The 16771-nt window shown below is 61.4% G+C and carries 17 protein-coding genes and 1 pseudogene; 15 read left to right on the forward strand and 3 right to left on the reverse strand.

Annotation, left to right across the window (positions count from 1 at the left end; genetic code table 11):
• Window positions 1–47 precede the first annotated feature (47 nt).
• From folC to CFU_RS09720, 5 genes are all read left to right on the forward strand, one after another.
• Window positions 48–1358, forward strand: a complete 1311-nt coding sequence (gene folC / locus CFU_RS09700; RefSeq protein ID WP_041743234.1) for a bifunctional tetrahydrofolate synthase/dihydrofolate synthase — start codon at window positions 48–50, stop codon at window positions 1356–1358.
• A 55-nt stretch (window positions 1359–1413) separates the two neighbouring features.
• Entirely contained in the window at window positions 1414–2373 is a 960-nt protein-coding gene (locus tag CFU_RS09705) for an SPOR domain-containing protein (protein ID WP_014005863.1), read from the forward strand.
• A gap of 67 nt (window positions 2374–2440) precedes the next feature.
• Complete coding sequence (locus CFU_RS09710; protein WP_014005864.1) at window positions 2441–2929, forward strand: CvpA family protein; 489 nt, start codon at window positions 2441–2443, stop codon at window positions 2927–2929.
• 97 nt (window positions 2930–3026) lie between these two features.
• Window positions 3027–4544 carry an amidophosphoribosyltransferase gene (gene purF / locus CFU_RS09715; RefSeq protein WP_014005865.1) on the forward strand — a complete coding sequence of 506 codons (1518 nt, stop codon included), beginning with the start codon at window positions 3027–3029 and terminating at the stop codon, window positions 4542–4544.
• Window positions 4545–4633: 89 nt separating this feature from the next.
• Entirely contained in the window at window positions 4634–5869 is a 1236-nt protein-coding gene (locus CFU_RS09720; protein WP_041741655.1) for a cystathionine gamma-synthase family protein, read from the forward strand.
• Between the two features lie 52 nt (window positions 5870–5921).
• Here the strand turns inward: CFU_RS09720 and CFU_RS09725 are convergent, their stop codons facing one another.
• A complete protein-coding gene (locus CFU_RS09725; protein WP_041743236.1) occupies window positions 5922–6503 on the reverse strand; it encodes a TIGR00730 family Rossman fold protein in 582 nt (193 codons plus the stop codon).
• Window positions 6504–6568: 65 nt separating this feature from the next.
• Window positions 6569–7234, reverse strand: coding sequence for a TetR/AcrR family transcriptional regulator (locus CFU_RS09730; protein WP_041741656.1), 666 nt, complete (start codon window positions 7232–7234; stop codon window positions 6569–6571).
• Between the two features lie 248 nt (window positions 7235–7482).
• On the opposite strand from CFU_RS09730, the gene CFU_RS09735 reads away from it, so the two are divergent.
• Complete coding sequence (locus CFU_RS09735; protein ID WP_014005870.1) at window positions 7483–7674, forward strand: DUF1289 domain-containing protein; 192 nt, start codon at window positions 7483–7485, stop codon at window positions 7672–7674.
• 6 nt (window positions 7675–7680) lie between these two features.
• On the opposite strand, the gene galE is transcribed toward CFU_RS09735, so the two are convergent.
• The gene (gene galE, locus CFU_RS09740) at window positions 7681–8712 is read right to left on the reverse strand and encodes a UDP-glucose 4-epimerase GalE (RefSeq protein ID WP_014005871.1); all 1032 of its coding nucleotides are present in this window, start codon (window positions 8710–8712) and stop codon (window positions 7681–7683) included.
• A gap of 280 nt (window positions 8713–8992) precedes the next feature.
• On the opposite strand from galE, the gene CFU_RS09745 reads away from it, so the two are divergent.
• The 9 genes and pseudogenes from CFU_RS09745 (at window position 8993) to CFU_RS09785 (ending at window position 16770) form a co-directional block, all read left to right on the forward strand.
• Window positions 8993–9766: a beta-ketoacyl synthase chain length factor gene (locus CFU_RS09745; RefSeq protein WP_041741658.1), complete on the forward strand. Its 774-nt coding sequence runs from the start codon at window positions 8993–8995 to the stop codon at window positions 9764–9766.
• The gene (locus CFU_RS09750; RefSeq protein WP_041743237.1) at window positions 9759–10553 is read left to right on the forward strand and encodes a lysophospholipid acyltransferase family protein; all 795 of its coding nucleotides are present in this window, start codon (window positions 9759–9761) and stop codon (window positions 10551–10553) included. Before CFU_RS09745 ends, CFU_RS09750 begins: the two co-directional genes overlap by 8 nt.
• On the forward strand, window positions 10540–10800 hold the full coding sequence (locus CFU_RS09755; protein ID WP_014005874.1) for a phosphopantetheine-binding protein: 261 nt from the start codon (window positions 10540–10542) through the stop codon (window positions 10798–10800). The genes CFU_RS09750 and CFU_RS09755 overlap by 14 nt, the downstream gene beginning before the upstream one ends.
• 9 nt (window positions 10801–10809) lie before the next feature.
• Window positions 10810–11082: an acyl carrier protein gene (locus CFU_RS09760; RefSeq protein ID WP_014005875.1), complete on the forward strand. Its 273-nt coding sequence runs from the start codon at window positions 10810–10812 to the stop codon at window positions 11080–11082.
• A gap of 15 nt (window positions 11083–11097) precedes the next feature.
• Window positions 11098–11703, forward strand: a complete 606-nt coding sequence (locus CFU_RS09765; protein ID WP_014005876.1) for a membrane protein — start codon at window positions 11098–11100, stop codon at window positions 11701–11703.
• The gene (locus tag CFU_RS09770; protein WP_041743244.1) at window positions 11696–13459 is read left to right on the forward strand and encodes an AMP-binding protein; all 1764 of its coding nucleotides are present in this window, start codon (window positions 11696–11698) and stop codon (window positions 13457–13459) included. The genes CFU_RS09765 and CFU_RS09770 overlap by 8 nt, the downstream gene beginning before the upstream one ends.
• Window positions 13446–14234: a glycosyltransferase family 2 protein gene (locus tag CFU_RS09775; protein WP_050808537.1), complete on the forward strand. Its 789-nt coding sequence runs from the start codon at window positions 13446–13448 to the stop codon at window positions 14232–14234. Before CFU_RS09770 ends, CFU_RS09775 begins: the two co-directional genes overlap by 14 nt.
• On the forward strand, window positions 14177–15193 hold the full coding sequence (locus CFU_RS09780; RefSeq protein ID WP_014005879.1) for an acyltransferase: 1017 nt from the start codon (window positions 14177–14179) through the stop codon (window positions 15191–15193). Before CFU_RS09775 ends, CFU_RS09780 begins: the two co-directional genes overlap by 58 nt.
• Window positions 15180–16770 (forward strand): annotated as a pseudogene (locus CFU_RS09785) (HAL/PAL/TAL family ammonia-lyase). The gene CFU_RS09780 and the pseudogene CFU_RS09785 overlap by 14 nt, the downstream one beginning before the upstream one ends.
• Window position 16771 lies beyond the last annotated feature (1 nt).

The following is a 16771-nucleotide window of genomic DNA, read 5'->3' on the forward strand; positions in this document are numbered from 1 at the left end:
CCTGAACTGTTGCGGTTCAGGCCTTTTGTTTTTAGTTGGATGTCAAAATGTCAAATATTCCCGCCAAGCCCGTGACGCTTGCCGACTGGCTCTCCCTGCTGGAGTCGCGCCATTTCAAAACCATCGACATGGGCCTGGACCGGGTGGTGCAGGTGAAAGAACGGCTGCAGCTGCAATTCGACTGTCCGGTGATCATGGTGGCGGGCACCAACGGCAAGGGCTCGACCTGCGCCATGCTGGAGTCGATCCTGCTGCGCGCCGGCTACAAGGTCGGCCTGTACATCAAGCCGCATTTCCTCGATTTCAACGAACGCGCCCGCATCGGCGGCGAATCGGCCTCGGATGCGGCCCTGATCGCCAGCTTCGAAGCGGTGGAAGCGCAGCGCGGCGACATTTCCCTGACGTATTTCGAATTCACCACCCTCGCCATCATGCACTTGCTGGCGCAGGCAAAGCTTGACGTGGTGATCCTCGAAGTGGGCCTCGGCGGGCGCCTGGACGCGGTCAATATCGTCGATGCCGACGTCGCCATCGTCACCAGCGTCGATATCGACCACGTTGAATACCTGGGCGACACCCGCGAGAAAATCGGCTTTGAAAAGGCCGGCATCTTCCGCGCCGGCAAAACCGCGGTCTGCAGCGATCCGGTGCCGCCGCAATCCCTGATCGACCACGCCAACGCCATCGGCGCCGACCTCTGGCTGCTGGGCCGCGATTTCAACTATACCGGCGACAAGCAGCAGTGGAACTACGGTGGCCGCGGCCAGCGCCGCAATGCGCTCGGCTATCCCAGCCTGCGCGGCGCCAACCAGCTGCTCAATGCGTCGGCGGCGCTGGCGGCGCTGGAAGCCTTGCGTGACCGCCTGCCGGTCAGCGCGCAGGAAGTGCGCAGCGGCTTCGTCATGATGGATTTGCCGGGCCGCTTCCAGGTCTTGCCGGGCCAGCCGCTGGTGATCCTGGACGTCGCCCACAATCCGCATGCGGCGGCCACGCTGGCGCAGAACCTCGACAACATGGGTTTCCATCCCTATACCTATGCCGTGTTCGGCGCCATGCTGGACAAGGATATCGAAGGCATCGTCGCGCAGCTGAAGACGCGCATCGACCACTGGTGTCTGACCTCCTTGCCGCTGCCGCGCGCGGCCAGCGGCGAACAGTTGCAAGAACGTTTGCTGGAAGCGGGTGTCCATGCAGAGCCGGGGCCGGATGCGCAAAGCAGCATCCTTTCCTTCGATTCTCCCGAGCTGGCCTATGCAAATGCATTAAGCAGGGCAGGCGAGAATGATAGAATTGTGGTTTTCGGATCGTTCCTGACCGTGGCTGGCGTAATGGCAGCCAGGAAGTCTGGATTCCACTGACGATTGATCAGCCTGCGCCTATGGCGCCGGCTCACTAGCTAGCTAAAAATATCGCATGGGTTTGTTCTCTTTTCTTCGCAAAAACAAGCAGCAAACCGACCCTGACCAGGGTGTTTATCGTTCCAAGGCCGATACCTTCGGTCCCGGCGCCGAGCAGGCCGAACTGCCGCTGCGCAGCCGCAAAGCCAAGGCAGGCAAGGCCGGCAACCAGTCCAATGAAGCGGTAGATCCGGTCCTGCCGGAAAAGAAGCGCGCCCGGCGCCGCCTGGTGGGAGCAGTTGCCCTGGTGCTGGCGGTCGTCATCATATTGCCGATGATCCTCGATTCAGAGCCGAAACCGCTGGCTGACGATATTGCGATCCAGATTCCGTCGCGCGACAAGCCGGGCGCTGGCGCCAGCGCCTCGGCCAGCGCGGCGGCGCCGGTCAGCAATAGCAGCGGTCTCGACCAGCAGGAAGAAATAGTCGATCCGGCCAGCACCCCGGCCATGCCAGCTACGCCGGCCGTGCCGCCGGCAGCCGTCGCCAGCAAACCGCCGGTCACCGGCAATACGGCCGCGACTACCGCGCCGCCACCCAGAGTAGCTGCAATTGTGCCTCCTGAAGCTGCGCCAAAGCCGGAACCCAAGCCTGAGCCGAAACCGAAGCCGGAAGCCAAGCCGGAAGCCGCGCCAAAACCGGAATCGAAGCCGGCTCCGGTCGCGGAAAAGCATGACGATGCAGCGCGCGCGCAGGCAATCCTGGAAGGGCGCGCCGACGCCGCGCCGGCCGCCGCCGACAAGAAACCGGCGAAATACGTGCTGCAGGTCGCCGCGCTGGCGTCGCAGGACAAGGTCGATGAGCTGCAGGGCAAGCTGAAAGAAGCCGGCATCCGCTCCTATACGCAAAAAGTCCCGACCCAGGCGGGTGAGCGCATCCGTATCCGTGTCGGCCCGTTCGGCAGCAAGGAAGAGGCTGAAAAGGCCCGCGCCAAACTGGGCAAGCTGGGGCTGAACGGCAGCCTGATCCCTGGTTGACCGCGGGCGGCTTGATTCGGCCGTATTCGGCGCCATATAGACCACTGACCAGGGAAATACAGGCAGCGTGACAATTTTCGACTATCTGGTGTTTTTTGTACTGATCTGCTCGGTCGTGATCAGCACCCTGCGCGGCCTGGTAAAGGAAATCCTGTCATTGGCGAGTTGGGTCATCGCCTTGGTGGTGGCCAACGCGTATGGTGAAAATCTGGCAAAATTGCTCCCCGACGCGATTCCCGGGAATGTAACGCGCTTAATCGTGGCTTTCCTAGCCCTGTTTATTGGCGTAAGGTTATTAATGATGTTGTTGAGTTCGGCGCTTGACGCCGTGGTCAAGGCCAGCGGTCTGGGGGCGGTGGACCATGGGCTGGGCGTGCTGTTCGGACTGGCGCGCGGCCTGGTGCTGGTGCTGGCGGCGGTCCTGGTGTGTGGTGCTACGGCAATTCCGCAACAGCCTTTCTGGCGCGATGCGATGCTGAGCCCGCTGGCGGAAGCTGCCGCGCGAACTGTGATTCCCTATTTGCCGGGACAGTTCGCCAGCCACCTGAAGTTTTGAATTTGTTTGACAGGACTTGCGCAGGTTTCGTAGCAAAGCGCGTGGAGAAATCGCAAGTCCCTCGAGTACCGGATTGTTTATCGTTTAGGAGTCCACCATGTGTGGCATAGTCGGCATCGCTTCCCATAACCCCGCCAATCAGCTCATCTATGACGCCTTGTTGCTTTTGCAGCATCGCGGCCAGGATGCAGCGGGGATCGCAACCAACCACGGCAACGGATTTTTCATGCACAAGGCCAACGGCCTGGTGCGCGACGTTTTCCGTACCCGCAACATGCGTTCCTTGCCAGGCAACTACGGCATCGGCCAGGTGCGTTATCCAACCGCGGGCACCGCCAGCGCGGAAGAGGCGCAACCGTTTTACGTCAATGCGCCGTTCGGCATTATCCTGGCGCACAACGGCAACCTGACCAATGCCGAGCAGCTGAAGATCGAGATGTTCAAGAACGATCGCCGCCATATCAACACCGATTCCGATACCGAAGTGCTGCTCAACGTACTGGCGCACGAGATCCAGCAAGAAACCCGCGGTTATTCGCTCGATCCGGGCGTGCTGTTCAAGGCCGTGGCCAATGTCCACAAACGGGTGCGCGGTTCTTACGCCGTGGTGGCGCAGATCGCCGGCCACGGTTTGCTGGCTTTCCGCGATCCTTACGGCATCCGGCCGCTGTGCATCGGTCTCAACGAAACCGACAAGGGCACCGAATACGTCATCGCCAGCGAATCGGTCGCGCTGGAAGGCCTGGGTTTCCGCTTCCTGCGCGACGTGACGCCCGGCGAAGCGATTTTCATCGACATCGACGGCCAGATGTACAACCAGCAATGCGCCGACAATCCGACCCTGAATCCGTGCGCCTTTGAATTCGTCTACCTGGCCCGTCCCGATTCGATCATCGACGGTGCCTCGGTATATGCTACCCGCCTGAAAATGGGCGAGTACCTGGCCGACAAGATCAAGCGCGAATTCCCCAGCGGCGACATCGACGTGGTCATGCCGATTCCCGATTCGTCGCGTCCGGCCGCAATCCAGCTGGCGCTCAAGCTGAATATCGAATACCGCGAAGGTTTCATCAAGAACCGTTACATCGGCCGCACGTTCCTGATGCCGGGACAGGCGATCCGCAAGAAATCGGTGCGCCAGAAACTCAATGCGATCGGCTCCGAATTCAAGGGCAAGACCGTGCTGCTGGTCGACGATTCGATCGTGCGCGGCACCACCAGCCGCGAGATCGTACAGATGGCGCGCGATTCCGGCGCCAAGCGCGTGATCTTCGCCTCGGCCGCGCCGCCGGTGAAGTTCCCCAACGTCTACGGCATCGACATGCCGACCCGCGGCGAGCTGATCGCCTACGGCCGCAGCGATGAAGAAGTGTGCCGCGAAATTACCGCCGATGCGCTGGTGTACCAGGATATCGACGCCCTCAAGCGTTCGATTTCCGACATCAATCCATTGCTGAGGAATTTCGAGGCTTCCTGCTTCGACGGCAACTACATCACTGGCGATATTTCGCGCGACTACCTCGACCGCATCGAGTTCGCACGCAACAATCCCAAGCCTGAAAGCGAAGACGCGGTGCGTTCGCAGCTGAACCTGAGCCTGGCGCAAGTCGACTAGTTTTACTCAGTGCGGGACTGCAAGGCAGGGTGGCCAGATGTTTGCCCACCCTGCGCGCGCCGAAGCTCCCAGATAAGTATCGATCAAACATGACTCAAAAATACGGCTTCACCACCACCATCCTGCACAGCGACCGCCAGAAACCCATCGAGCACGGCGCTCCGCACAAGCCTATCCATACCTCGGTGACCTGGGGCTACAGCGATGCGCGCCAGCTGGCCGATGTGTTCCAGGGCAAGCAGTCAGGTTATCGCTACGGCCGCCAGGGCAACCCGACTGTCGCGGCGCTGGAGGACAAGGTCACCAAGATGGAGGGCGGCCTGGCTACCATCTGCTTCGCTTCCGGCATGGCGGCGATCGGCGCGGTGATACAAGGCTTGCTGCGCGAAGGCGACCATGTGGTGTCGTCGGCATTCCTGTTCGGCAATACCGCCAGCATGTGGCAGACCTACGGCGGCCAAGGCGGCAAGGTGACCATGGTCGATGCTACCGACGTGGCGCAGGTGGAAGCGGCATTGACGCCGGCGACCCGTGTCGTATTCGTTGAAACCATCGCCAATCCTCGCACCCAGGTCGCCGACCTCAAGCGCATCGGCGAGCTGTGCCAGGCGCGCGGCATCCTGTTCGTGGTCGACAACACCATGACGTCGCCTTATCTGTTCCAGCCCAGGCTGGTAGGTGCCGGCCTAGTGATCAATTCCCTGACCAAGTCCATCGGCGGCCATGGCAACGCCCTGGGCGGCGCAGTCACCGACACCGGCTTGTTTGACTGGAGCCGCTTTCCCAACATCCTCGACGGCTACAAGCGCAATCCGCAGCCGCAGTGGGGTCTGGCGCAAATGCGCGCCAAGAGCTTGCGCGATTTCGGCGCTTCGCTCGGGCCCGAAGCGGCGCACCATATTGCGGTAGGCGCCGAAACCATCGCGTTGCGCATGGAGCGCAGCAGCGCCAGCGCGCTGGCGGTGGCGCAGATGCTGGAGGCCGATCCGCGGGTAGCGGCGGTGCATTACCCGGGACTGGCTTCGCATCCGCAACATGCTTTGGCAGCAGACCTGTTTCGCTCGAACGGCTATCTGTTCAGTTTTGAATTGAAGCAGGATATCGATTGCTTCGATTACCTGAACCGGCTGAAACTGGCGATTTCCGGCACCCACCTGGGCGACAACCGGACCCTGGTGATCGCGGTTGCGCATACCATTTTCTACGAGATGGGAGCAGAGCGCCGCGCCGCCATGGGCATCAGCGAATCGCTGATCCGGGTATCGGTCGGGATTGAAGATACGGCAGACCTGGTGGAGGACTTCAGGCAGGCGCTGCAAGCTTAAGCCGGCAGAACCATAACTATGCGGGGTGGACAGGGTCCACCCCGTTTGCATTTCAGATGGTGTTGCGGTCCAGCCATTTCGGCACCAGATGCGGCACAAACGACTTGAAGCGTTGCAGCAGTTCTGCAGCGTGCGCTTCCGCGATCAGGATTTCTGCCTGCTCGCCTTTCAGGAAACGCTGCGACACCATATGCTGGATGAACTGCAGCAAGCCGTCGTAAAAACCGTCGACGTTCAGCAGGCCGATCGGCTTCTGGTGGAAACCCAGCTGGGCCCAGGTGAATACTTCGAACAATTCCTCCAGCGTGCCTACGCCGCCCGGCATCGCAATAAAGCCATCCGAGAGGTCCGCCATCATTGCCTTGCGCTCGTGCATGTCCTTGACGATATGCAGCTGCGTCAGGCCCTTGTGACCCAGTTCCTTTTGCAGCAAGGCCTGCGGAATCACGCCGGTGGCGCGGCCGCCCAGGCGCAGCACTTCATCGGCAATGATGCCCATCAGGCCGACGTTGCCGCCGCCGTATACCAGCGCGATATCCTGCTCGACCATGGCTTGCGCCAGCCCGCGCGCCGCTTCCGCATAAACCGGAGTAGCGCCGGGAGAAGAGCCGCAATAGACGCAGAGAGATTTGATTTCTTGCATAGGTAGAAAATATAGAAAGATGATGTGACTGCAGCGGCAGGGCGCCGCTGCACCGGTCAGGCGTTGGTTTGCAGGTATTTTGTTTTCAGCTGCTCGAAATGCAGCAGGGTTTCGCCGCGCAGGTAGGGATGCATGAGCGACAGGACCTGGTAGCAGCCGCTCGCCAGTGCGTGCTCGACGACCGCCTGTTCGGTGTACTGGCGTGGATTCAGGACGTACTGGTAAGACAGCCAGTAGCTGGCTACCACCACCATGTTCGATGACAGGGCGTCGATCTCGGCCGGGCTGGCCTGCAGCGTCTGGTCTTCGTGCAAGCCCTGGCACAGTTCTTTGACCACCGCTATCTTGTGGCCGAAGATTTCCTTGAAGTGCAGCTCCAGGGTACGGTTGCGCGACAGCAGGTCGTTGAGGTCGCGATAGAAGAAGCGATAGCGCCAGATCAGCTGGAACATATGGTGCAGATAGTGCCAGACGTCGTGCATGGTGGGACGCTGTCCTTGCGTCATGGCCAGCATGCGGCTGATTTCTTCTTCGAAGGTGACGAAGATCGAATTGACGATATCGTCCTTGTTCCGGAAATGGTAATACAGGTTGCCAGGCGAGATCTTCATCTCGTCGGCGATGATGGTGGTGGTGATGTTGGGTTCGCCGAACTCGTTGAAGAGCCGTAACGACAGGTCCATGATTTTTTCGCGGGTACGACGCGGCGCCTTTTGCTCCATGACTTTATTTTCTTTCTGATATCCAATGCACAATGCTGCAATGCTGTTTTACCAATTGGCAATCATGCTCACTAAGATTGTATATTGCTTCGCGCCTATCGTCGTGAATGTATTGCTGAAATGATAGTAATTGCAGTTGCCGGCATCGCCACGATCATCCTGCCGCTGTTATAAAATGGAGGGCCGGCATCTGTTCTCGACTTGCCCGGTCTCAACCGCAGCAACGCTTCACATTTTAAAAGGTCAGCATGTCACAGTCTCCCTCGCAACGTCCCGATACACCCTGCGTGGCAGTCTGTTCCACCACTTTCGACGATGTCTGCCGCGGCTGCGGCCGTACCGTCAATGAAGTGGCGCACTGGGTCTTCATGACCGAGGAAGAAAAGACCAAGGTATGGGAACGGATCACCGCCGAGGGCTACCCGCGCCGCCAAGGTTAACAGGCCCTAATTATCGCCATAACCCTGTGGATTCTCGCTGTGCCAGCGCCAGTGGTCGGCGCACATGTCCGCCAGGCCCTTGCTGGCGCGCCAGCCGAGCAGTCTTGACGCCTGCGCCGGGTCGGCATAACAGCTGGCGGTATCGGCAGCGCGGCGCGCCCTGATTTCATACGGGATGCGGCGCACGCTGACGGCTTCGAAAGCATCCAGCATTTCCAGTACGCTATACCCGCGCCCGGTGCCCAGGTTGACGGTGAAGCCGCGCCTGTTGCCGAACAGGTAGCGCAGCGCTGCGATATGGGCATCCGCCACATCAGTCACATGGATGTAGTCGCGCACCCCGGTGCCGTCGGCGGTGGGGTAATCGCCGCCGAATATCGGCAGCATGGCTTGTTGTCCCGACGCGACACGCGCCATGGCCGGCAGCAGGTTGTTCGCCATGGTGCGCGACGCTTCGCCCATGATGCCGCTGACATGCGCCCCGACCGGGTTAAAGTAACGCAACACGCCAATCGCCCAACTGCTGTCCGCGGCGCCCAGATCCGCCAGCACCTGTTCCGCCATCAGTTTCGACTGGCTGTACGGATTGCTGGCGCGCAGCGCGGCGGTTTCCGCGATCGGCACAGCGGCCGGCGCGCCGTACACCGCCGCCGACGAGCTGAATACGAAATTCCTGACCCCATGCTGCTGCAAGGCCTGCAGCAGGGTTACCGTGGCGCTGACGTTGTTGTGGAAATAGCGCAGCGGCTGTTGCACCGACTCGTTCATGTTCTTGAGTCCGGCGCAGTGGATGACGGCGTCCACGCTATGCGCCTGCAGCAGGCGGTCGAGGGCGGGGCGGTCGCCGAGGTCGATCTGGTGGAAATCGATCTTGCCATCGCCGCAACGTTCCGCCCGGCGTATCGCCTCCAGCGAACTGTTCGACAGGTTGTCGACGGCAAGCACGGAGTATTTTTCGGACAGTAGTGCGGCGCAGATATGGGAACCTATATAGCCCGCGGCGCCGGTCACCAGGATTATGTTGTTTTTGATCGTCAAAGCGACTGTAATTTATTAGAATTGATCGGTTTTAGGCCTTACTTTGTGTATTTTAATGCTAAAACATACTGTAACTTACTGTATATTCCGGCCTAAAAACCACCGTGTCGTGAGAGAGTGGCAGTAAAGGTTAAAGATCGTAATACTGTGAGATTAAGAACGTTTCTCTGCGGCATATACTTTATAATGCCGCCAAAAATCCAGGAATTGCCATCGGCTCAACTCCCAAGATTGCTGGCAGAAAATAAAATAGATTTGATGGGTGTTGGAGAATGGTGAGATGAAACTCGGGGGAGTTCGGTTTTCAATTGTATCTGATGCAGCATGGGCGCCCGGGCTGGATACGGCCGCCGCATGGCTGGGCTGGGCGGCGCAGCCCTATGCCATCGAAGGCAGCGGCGATGCAGCCGTTGCGGCCATGCCCGCGATGCTGCGCCGGCGTGCCGGCGCCATGGGGAAAATGGCGCTGGAAGCGGCTTATCGCTGCCTCGACGGCAAGACCGGCGTGCCAACCGTGTTTTGTTCCCGCCACGGCGAGTGCGCACGCTCGATAGAGCTGCTGGCCGACCTGGCCCAAGACCAGCCCTTGTCTCCCACTTCTTTCAGCTTGTCGGTCCACAACGCCGCCGCCGGCCTGTTTTCGATCGCGCGCAAGGACCAGGCCAGCCATACTGCCCTGGCGGCCGGGCACAGCGGCGTCGAGCACGCGGTGATTGAAGCCTGCGGCTTGCTGGCCGACGGTGCGCCGGAGGTGCTGCTGGTGGTTTATGACTGCCAGTTGCCGGAACTGTTTCAAGAGTTCCAGGATTGCCTGGAGCAGCCTTTTGCCTGGGCCTGGCTGATGTCCGCAGAAAGCGTCGGATCCGGCCACCGCATGGCGCTGTCGTGGGACGGCGCTGGCCAAGATGAAACGAATGCCATGGCGCAGGAATCCAACAATGGCCGGCAGCCGGGCGGGCTGGATGTGCTGGCTTTTTACTTGCGCAGCGATCGCGAGCTGGTGCGGAACGCCGATGGGCGCCGCTGGTGCTGGGAGCGTCATGCGCATGATTAAACACGCCAACCGCTACTGGCGCGTGCTGGCGACCGGTTTCAGCTTCGTGCTGTTCGCGCTCGGCGGCCTGCTGCTGCGGATCTTGGTGTTTCCTGTCTTGAACCTGCTGATATGGGAAAGACAACTGCGGGTATTGGTGGCGCGTCGCGTGATCCGCTTGGTGTTTCGCGGTTTTGTCGGGTGCATGCGCTGGCTCGGGGTGCTGGATTACGATATCCGCGGACTGGAACGGCTGGAGCGGCAAGGCTTGCTGATCCTGGCAAACCACCCGACCTTGATCGACACGGTGTTCCTGATGGCTTTCGTCAAGCGCGCCGACTGCATTGTCAAAAGGCGGCTCTGGGACAATCCGTTTACGCGCGGACCGATCAGGGCCGCCGGCTATATCAGCAACGAGTACTGCGGCAACGAGCATGGCGGCGGGCTGATCGAGGATTGCACCCGCTCCTTGCAGCGCGGCAGCAACCTGATCATTTTTCCGGAGGGCACCCGCACCGCGGGCGACGGTCAGATCAATTTAAAGCGCGGCGCGGCCAACATTGCGGTGCGCAGCCTGTCGAACGTGACGCCGATAGTGATTCGCTGCCTGCCGCCGACCTTGGGCAAGGGCGTCAAATGGTGGCAGGTGCCGCCGATTGCCGCGCATTTCAGCATTGAAGTAAAAGAAGACATAGATGTCCACGAGTTTCTCGCAAAAGCCGGTAGCGAAGTGTTGGCAGCCAGGCATCTGACCGCCTATCTGCAAGATTATTTTAGAAAAGAAAGCCAGGGTTATGCAGCAGCTTGAAGAAGAAGTGAAGCAGGTCATCATCGATGTCCTGCAGTTGGAAGACATGACTCCCGCCGACATCGTCAGCGATGCGCCGTTGTTTGTCGATGGCCTCGGCCTGGATTCGATCGATGCGCTGGAACTCGGCGTGGCGATCCAGAAGCGTTACGGCATTTCATTGTCGGCCGATTCGGCCGAGACGCGCAACCATTTTGCTTCGGTACAGACGCTGGCTGCAATGATCGCCAGCAACAGAAAGAAATGACGGTGTGACATGACATTGACCAACTCAATGAGCAAGGAAGAAATCTACCTGTGGCTGGTGAACGTGCTGCATGAAATGTTCGAGATCGACAAGGACCAGGTGACGCCCCAGGCCAACCTGTATACCGACCTCGATATCGACAGCATCGATGCGGTCGACCTGGTGGTCAAGCTCAAGCAGCTGACCGGCAAACGCCTGCAGCCGGACGTGTTCAAGGCGGTGCGCACGGTGCAGGACGTGGTCGACGCGCTGGCGGCCTTGCTGGCCGAGGACGAAAAGTAAGGCCTCAGGGACATCGTGCTGAATTTTACCCGCTATATCAGGCGCTTTTTACCCACGGTAGTGAGCGTGCTGCTCACTTTGCTCTATCCGCTCGCGATCTGGCTCGGACACGGGCGGGTCGAGCCGCGCCTGCTGGCTTTGCTGCTGGTGCTGGCCGCGGCCAGCCGGCTGCCTGCCCTGAAACTGAGGCGCGGCAGCCGCTGGTGGCTGGCCGGCGCCTTGCTGCTGGCGGCGCTGGCGATATGGAACAACGCCTTGCTGCCTCTGAAGCTGTATCCGGTGCTGGTCAATCTCGGCATGCTGGCAGTGTTCGGCTACAGCCTGCATGCGCCGCCATCGGTCATCGAGCGCATGGCGCGCCTGAGCGATCCGGCCTTGCCTGCTTATGCGGTTGCCTACACGCGGCGGGTGACGCAGGTGTGGTGCGGTTTTTTTGTCGTCAACGGCGCGCTGGCCTTGCTGACCGCGGTCTGGGCTTCCGCCGCAGTCTGGTCGCTGTATAACGGCGTGCTGGCTTATGTGCTGATGGGCTGCCTGTTCGCCGGCGAATACCTGGTGCGGATTGTCGTCAGGCGTCGTCATCGCCGCCTGGAACAGCCGCCGGATGGACAGCATGTCTGATTCGCCTAATCTCCTGACTTTCTTGAGCGCGCCGCGCCAGCACGAGCAGCCGTTTGCATGGCGCGACGGCAAGCCGCTGAGCCATGCCTGCGTGGCAGCCCAGGTTGCCGCCTGGCGGCGCGTGCTGTCGTCTCAGGCGGGATCGTGTTTCGCCTTGTACTCCAGCGATAGCGCCACTTTTGCCTGCATCTTGCTGGGCGCGTGGCAAGCCGGCAAGACGGTCTACCTGCCGGGCGACGTGCTGCCCGCTACCTGCGCCAACCTGGGTAAGCTGGTCGACGGTTACCTGGGCGATTTCCCGCCGCAATATGCGCCGCTGACCGAGGCGCCATTGACTGCTGCCGAGGCGGATGGCGCCAGGCCCGCATTCAAAGCATTGTCGCCGGATTTCCCCGCGCTGGTGATTTACACCTCGGGCAGCACCGGCGAGCCGCAGGCAGTGCCGAAATTCCTGTCGCAGCTGGCCGCCGAAGTGGCGTCCCTGGAGCAATTGTTCGGCGGCAGGATGGGCGCTGCCGATATCGTCGCGACGGTTTCGCACCAGCACATCTACGGATTGCTGTTCAAAGTGCTGTGGCCCCTGACTGCCGGCCGTGTGATCCATGCGCGTCAGCTTGAATACCTGAACGAGTTCCAGCCGCTTAGCGGCAAGCAGATTGTCCTGGTCTCCAGTCCGGCCCATCTGAAGCGTTTGCCTGCCGCGTTCTCTTCAGATCAGGCTGCGGCGATCCGCGTCATATTTTCATCCGGCGGGCCGTTGCCCTCCGAAGTTGCCGCAGCAGCCGGGCGGGCGCTGGGGTCGATCCCGATCGAGGTCTACGGCAGTTCCGAAACCGGCGGCGTGGCCTGGCGCCAGCGCGTCGCCGGCGCGGACGACAGCTGGCAAGCGATGCCGGCGGTTGCCTGGCGCGTCGCCGCCAACGATGAGGTGCTGGAAATCAGCTCGCCCCATTTGCCCGACGCCGGCTGGCATGCGCTCGCAGACCAGGTGCAAGCCGTCGACCGCCAGCGTTTCCGCCTGAAGGGGCGTGTCGACCGCATCGTCAAGGTTGAAGAAAAACGGATTTCCCTGGATGGGCTGGAACGGTACCTGAAGGCGATCACGCTGGTGGCGGATGCGCGCGTAGTGTTGGTAGAGCAGCCGGAATTGCAGCAACGGCAGCGGATTGCCGCTTTCGTAGTGCTGTCGGCAAGCGGTTCGGAAATGCTTGCGGCGCAGGGCAAGCTGGCGCTGAATCGCCTGCTGCGCGAGGGCATCGCGCATGCGGTGGAAGCGATTGCGCTGCCGCGCAGCTGGCGTTACCTGGACGCGCTGCCGGTCAACGCACAAGGCAAGACAACGCGCGCCGACCTGCTGGCGTTGCTGGAACCGGCCGCTGGCGCCGGCCCCGCTCCTGCTCCGCGCAAACCTGGCGAGCGCCTGCTGGAGCAAGAACCCCAGCGCGTACTGCTAGAGTTGACGGTGCCGGCCGATCTCCTGTATTTCAACGGTCATTTCGAGGGCGCGCCGATTTTGCCTGGCGTGGTGCAGCTCGACTGGGCGATCAGTTACGGCCGCCGCTATTTTGCGTTGGCGCCGCACTTCCTCGGCATGCTCGGCCTGAAATTCCAGCGCGCGATCACGCCGGGCATGGTGGTGCAACTGGAGTTGCTGCATGACCTGCAAAAAAGCAGCCTGGCCTTTCGCCTGTTCTCGGTTGCGGGACAGCACGCCAGCGGCCGTATCACTTTTGGAGCCGGCCATGCCGCAAGCTGATCTGACGGCTGCGCCGGCGCAATTCAAGCCGTGTGCGGTGATCCCGGTCTATAACCATGAGCATGCCATCGGCTTTGTGCTGTCTGCAGTGCTGGCGCACGATCTGCATTGTGTGCTGGTCGACGACGCCAGCTCTGCTTCCTGCGCGGCAGTACTCGACGGGCTGGCAATAGCTCATCCCGAATCGGTTACCTTGTTGCGCCACGCCGTCAATCGCGGCAAGGGCGGGGCGGTATTGACCGGCCTGCGGCACGCCGCCGCAGCCGGTTACACCCATGCAATGCAGATCGACGCCGACGGCCAGCATTGCACTGACGATATCCCGCGCTTCCTGCAGCAAGCCGCGGCCCGGCCGCGCAGCCTGGTTACCGGCTATCCGCAATATGACGAGAGCGTGCCGCCGATGCGCCTGTATGCGCGCTACCTGACGCATGTCTGGGTCTGGATCAATACCTTATCGCTGGATATCAAGGACTCGATGTGCGGATTCCGGGTCTATCCCTTGCCGTCCCTGATGCGCCTGATACAGCGCAGGAAACTGGGCGAGCGGATGGATTTCGATACCGAAGTGCTGGTGCGCCTGCATTGGGACGGCGTGTCCATCGTCAACCTGCCGACCCGGGTTACTTATCCGATGGACGGTGTCTCGCATTTTCGCGCCGGCCTCGACAACCTGCTGATTTCACGTCTCCATGCCACCTTGTTTTTCGGCATGCTGTGGCGCGCGCCGCGCCTGCTGGGGCGGCGCCTGCGCTTGCTGCGGGGACAACCGTGAGCGACAGCCAGCGCCACTGGGCGCAAATCAACGAAGCCAGCTTTGTGGGCGGCATGCGGCTGTTGTTCGGGATATACCGGATCGCCGGCCGCTGGCCGTTCCGGTTCGCCTTGTATCCGGTGCTGGCCTGGTATCTGCTGAGCAAACCGGCGGCGCGGCGCGCTTCCATGGAATATTTGCAACGGCTGTGCGCTTTCGACCCCGCGCTAGCCAGGCTTAACCGGATCCGGCCGGACTGGCGCGGCGTATTCCGGCATTTTTCCTCTTTTGCCGAAAACATCCTCGACAAGATGCTGTTGTGGGGCGGCTTGTTCAAGACCGCCAACGTGGTCTCGTTCGGGCGTGAACAGATGCTGGAAAACATCCAGGCGCAGCGCGGCGGCCTGCTGGTTTGCGCGCACCTGGGCAATCTTGAGCTGTGCCGGGTGCTGTCGCGCCAGCGCCGCCAGCTGCGCATTACGGTGCTGGTGCATACCAGGCACGCCCAGGCGTTCAACCGGCTGCTGGCGAAACTCGATCCGGACAGCCAGCTGAACCTGATGCAGGTCAGCGAGATGACGCCGGCCACCGCGATGCTGCTGGCCGAGAAAGTAGGGCGCGGCGAATTTGTCGCCATCGCCGGCGACCGCATTCCGGTGTCGCCCATGCCACGCGTGGCGCAGGCTTCGTTCCTGGGCCGCACCGCAGCCTTCCCGGTCGGCCCTTATGTGCTGGCCAGCTTGCTGCAGTGTCCGGTCTACCTGCTGTTTTCAATGACAAAAAACGGCCACTCAGAATGTCATTTCGAACTGTTTCGAGAGTCGATTCACTTGCCGCGCAAAAGCCGCGATCAAGTCCTGCATGAACTGGCCGCCGCCTATGCGGCAAGGCTGGAGTTTTTCTGTCTGAAAGCTCCGCTGCAATGGTTCAATTTTTACGATTTCTGGCATTTATCCGGGTACAAAGATGCATCTCGCTGAACTGAAAAACCTGTCTGCAGCTACACCGGCGCCGGCGGCGCCGCTGCAACGCACCGTCTGCTTTGACCAGGGCCGCCTGACGATCGAAGATATTGTCGACCTGGCGTCGGGAGCGGCGCAGGCCAGCTTGTCCGCAGCGCCGGCCTTCCGCGCGGCGATCACGCGCGGCGCCGATTTCCTGGACCGCCTGCTGCGCGAAAGACGGCACCATCTACGGCGTGACCACCGGTTACGGCGATTCCTGCACCGTCACCGTGCCAGCCGAACTGATCGCTGAACTGCCGCATCATTTGTACACCTACCACGGCTGCGGCCTGGGCGAACTGTTCAGCCCGGCGCAGACGCGGGCCATCATGGCGGCGCGCCTGGCCTCGCTCAGCAAGGGCTATTCCGGCGTCAGCGTCGGCCTGCTGGAACAGATCGCACGTCTCTTGAAAGAGGATCTGCTGCCCTTGATCCCGTCCGAAGGGTCGGTCGGCGCCAGCGGCGACCTGACGCCGCTTTCCTACCTGGCCGCGGTGCTGTGCGGCGAGCGCGAAGTCTGGCGCGACGGCGTCAAGGTTAGCGCCGCCGAAGCCTTGGCCGCTGCTGGCATCACGCCGCTGCGCCTGCGGCCGAAAGAGGGGCTGGCGATCATGAACGGCACCGCGGTGATGACAGCCCTGGCTTGCCTGGCCTACGACCGCGCGCAATACCTGGTGCGCATCGCGACCCGCATCACGGCCATGGCCAGTTTTGCGCTGGACGGCAACGCCCATCACTTCGACGCCGCCTTGTTCGCGGTCAAGCCGCATGCCGGCCAGCAGCAGGTGGCTGCCTGGCTGCGCCAGGATTTGCCGGTGACCGATGCGCCGCGCAACCAGCAGCGCTTGCAGGACCGATATTCCATCCGTTGCGCGCCGCATGTCATCGGCGTGCTGGCCGACGCCTTGCCATGGATGCGGGAATCGATCGAAAACGAACTGAACAGCGCCAACGACAATCCGATCATCGATGCCGAAAATGAAAGGGTGCTGCACGGCGGCCATTTCTACGGCGGCCACATTGCGTTCGCCATGGACAGCATGAAAAACGCGGTCGCCAATGTCGCCGACCTGCTCGACCGGCAGATGGCCTTGCTGGTCGACAGCCGCTACAACCATGGCTTGCCGGCCAACCTGTCGGGTGCGGAAGGGCCGCGCGCCAGCATCAACCACGGCTTGAAGGCCCTGCAAATCAGCGCCTCGGCCTGGACTGCCGAAGCGCTCAAGCAGACCATGCCAGCCTCGGTGTTCTCGCGTTCTACCGAATGCCATAACCAGGACAAGGTCAGCATGGGCACGATTGCCGCCCGCGACTGCTTGCGCGTACTGCAGCTGACCGAGCAGGTGGTGGCTGCATTGCTGGTCAGCGTGCGCCAGGGCGTCTGGCTGCGCAGCCGGCTGGATGGCGATGCGCAGCCGCAGCAGAATCTGCAGCAGATGATGGAACTGCTGGCGGCCGATATTGCCGTAATACAGGAGGACCGCATGCTGGAACCCGATTTGCGCCGCCTGCTGGAACGCATACGCCTCCAGCACTGGTCTTTGTACGAGTAGG

Origin of the sequence: Collimonas fungivorans Ter331 (assembly GCF_000221045.1) — a bacterium.
Lineage (GTDB): Bacteria > Pseudomonadota > Gammaproteobacteria > Burkholderiales > Burkholderiaceae_D > Collimonas > Collimonas fungivorans_A.